The organism is Desulforhopalus sp. IMCC35007 (assembly GCF_005116575.1).
In the GTDB taxonomy this organism is placed as follows: Bacteria; Desulfobacterota; Desulfobulbia; order Desulfobulbales; family Desulfocapsaceae; genus Desulforhopalus_A.
On record NZ_SWCN01000056.1, the window covers coordinates 1 to 2,567 of the forward strand.

The window sequence follows — 2,567 nt, forward strand, 5'->3', positions numbered from 1 at the left end:
GCTTACCACATTACGATTGCGGCGGTTTATAGCAAATCACTTCAACTCGGCATTATTCGTGCTATACTAGCCCTATTACAATGCATCTCAGGTGATTGTATAATTGAATCAAGCTGTTACAAAAAATGTTGCCAAAAACCTGTCAAGCATTTTCTTCATCCCCATAAATTATTTTTAAAGGGGGGGGGGAAGCAGTTACCTTTGTACAATGTTGATAACTCGATGAAAAACCTACTTGCTCCATTTTTCATCTTGAAAACAGGGTAGTACGTACTAATAATCCCAGTGACACCCAGAGTGTTTTCGTTAAAAAAGAACTTTCTATTATCGCTTCTTGTACGGTAGGTCAGAAAACCTTCTGGAATTATATTAAAGCCTGAATTTTCACGCTCTGTTAAACGATTTTCACCATAATATTCTGATTGCTTCATCAAGCCTTTATTGGACGAAGTTAGCACCTCATACTCATCGTTAGTCTTGGACTTGCCCTTGAATTCCTCAAGCAAACATCCCAACCTCTTCTCTTCCCAATCAGGATAATCCTGTCCATTATCATCCTTAAAGCGGATTTCCTGTGAGAAAATCTTTTGCATCACTCCTTTTTTGTACTGCCCAAGCAATTCCTTCTTACGGGTAAGCTGCTCAATCTTTTTATCTACCGCAGTCAAGAAAGAGGCTATTTTTTGTTGTTCTGGAAGGGTGGGAAAAGCGACAGGGTATGGTTCCAAGAATTCAATATTAATATTTTTTTGAGCTGCTTCAGGGGCAAGATAATCCATACGCCTCTGTTGTCGCATTAAAGCTATGTTGAGATATTCGTTGTTACAATATCCTTTTTTACAAGTAATCCCAATCAGGCTATCTGGACAGGCCATAGCGACCTGCAAAACACCGGTATAACCAATGTTGGCAGCGATAGTTATTAAAATTGTTCCTTTTGGAAACAATTTACTAACAGATAGCCCTTTTTCGTTTAACGTCTGGGTGTAAAATTTGATTTTCCCGTTCGAATTAACCACATCACTTGTTTGTACAAACGGTATCTCACCTCCATAGAAAGCAGGGTCATTACGAGGCCTTGGAGAGAATCGACCTCGTTGGATTTTGCTAATCGCACCGAGTTTTTGCACCTGCCACTCTTCATCAAACTCTGAAAACCTCAACTTTGGGATATTTATCACTTCTCTCTTCATCAGCATACAATATCCCCTTAAAACGGTGTCTCAATTCCCAGTTGTTTACAAAAATCAGCAATAGTGGCATCCGTTTCCTGCATCTCATTTTCCAGGCTTTTCAGTTCAGCAGACACAGCAGCTAAATCAACTGCCTCTTCCTCTTCAAAGGTATCCACATAGCGGGGGATGTTCAGGTTATAGTCGTTTTCCTTCACCTCAGCCAGGGTGGCAACATAGGAATACTTATCCTCGGTCTGACGCTCTCTGAAAGTGGTGACAATCTTCTCAATATCCTCAAACCGCAGATAGTTCTGGTTCTTGGCCTTTTCAAAATGCTGGCTGGCATCAATGAAAAGAACATCCTTGTTGTTCTCCCGCTTCTTTTTCAGCACCAGGATACAGGTAGGGATGGATGTTCCATAAAAAATATTGGCTGGCAGACCGATGACTGCATCCAGATAGTTGCGGTCATCAATGAGATATTTGCGGATATGGCCTTCAGCAGCACCACGGAATAGGACACCGTGGGGCAGCACAACCGCCATAGTCCCATTCTCATCAAGTTGGTGAATCATATGCTGGACAAAGGCAAAGTCCGCCTTGGATTTGGGCGCGAGCTTACCGTATGCAGCAAACCTGTCATCGCTTATAAAGAGCGGGCTGGCAGACCAGTCGGCAGAAAAAGGCGGGTTGGCCACGACTGCCTCAAAACGTTCATCGATGTGTTGCGGGCGCTCCAGGGTGTCCTCATTCTTAATGTCAAACCTTCTGAAATGGACACCATGCATTATCATATTCATTCTGCACAGATTGTAGGTACTGGGGTTGCTTTCCTGCCCATAGAACCCGCTTACATCCACCACCTCTTTAGCCACCCGTAAAAGCAGAGAGCCGGAACCACAGGTAGGGTCATAGACACTTTTCAGGCGGGTTTTACCCATGGTGACAATCTTGGCAAGAACCATACTCACCTGCTGCGGTGTATAAAACTCACCCGCCTTTTTTCCTGCGCCAGAGGCAAACTGGCCAATCAGATATTCATAGGCATCACCCAGGACATCCCCTTCGACATCCTCTAATCTGAAGTCGATTGCATCCAGGTGAGTCAGCACCTTGACTATCAAACTATTTTTATCGGTTTCAGACTTACCCAGCTTACTGGAGGTGAGGTCCATATCCTCAAAGAGATTATCAAAATCCTCTTCGCTCTCGGTCCCCATGGTAGATTGGGCAATGTTGTTCAGCACCCTGGATAAATCATCAAGGTAACTACTCACCCCTATCATTATTCGGTGCTAAATCTTGTTTTGTAAGAGCGATCTGAATAGCAACGAGGGGATTAACTCCCATGGCCGCCATAGTTTGCAGATAACTTGAGATCCGACAATATGC

General features: G+C 43.6%; 2 protein-coding genes. Both read right to left on the reverse strand.

Annotation, left to right across the window (positions count from 1 at the left end; genetic code table 11):
- Nucleotides 1–155 precede the first annotated feature (155 nt).
- Nucleotides 156–1,199 carry a restriction endonuclease subunit S gene (locus FCL48_RS24520; RefSeq protein WP_136876712.1) on the reverse strand — a complete coding sequence of 348 codons (1,044 nt, stop codon included), beginning with the start codon at nt 1,197–1,199 and terminating at the stop codon, nt 156–158.
- 11 nt (nt 1,200–1,210) lie between these two features.
- Nucleotides 1,211–2,461, reverse strand: a complete 1,251-nt coding sequence (locus FCL48_RS24525; RefSeq protein WP_136876714.1) for a type I restriction-modification system subunit M — start codon at nt 2,459–2,461, stop codon at nt 1,211–1,213.
- Nucleotides 2,462–2,567 lie beyond the last annotated feature (106 nt).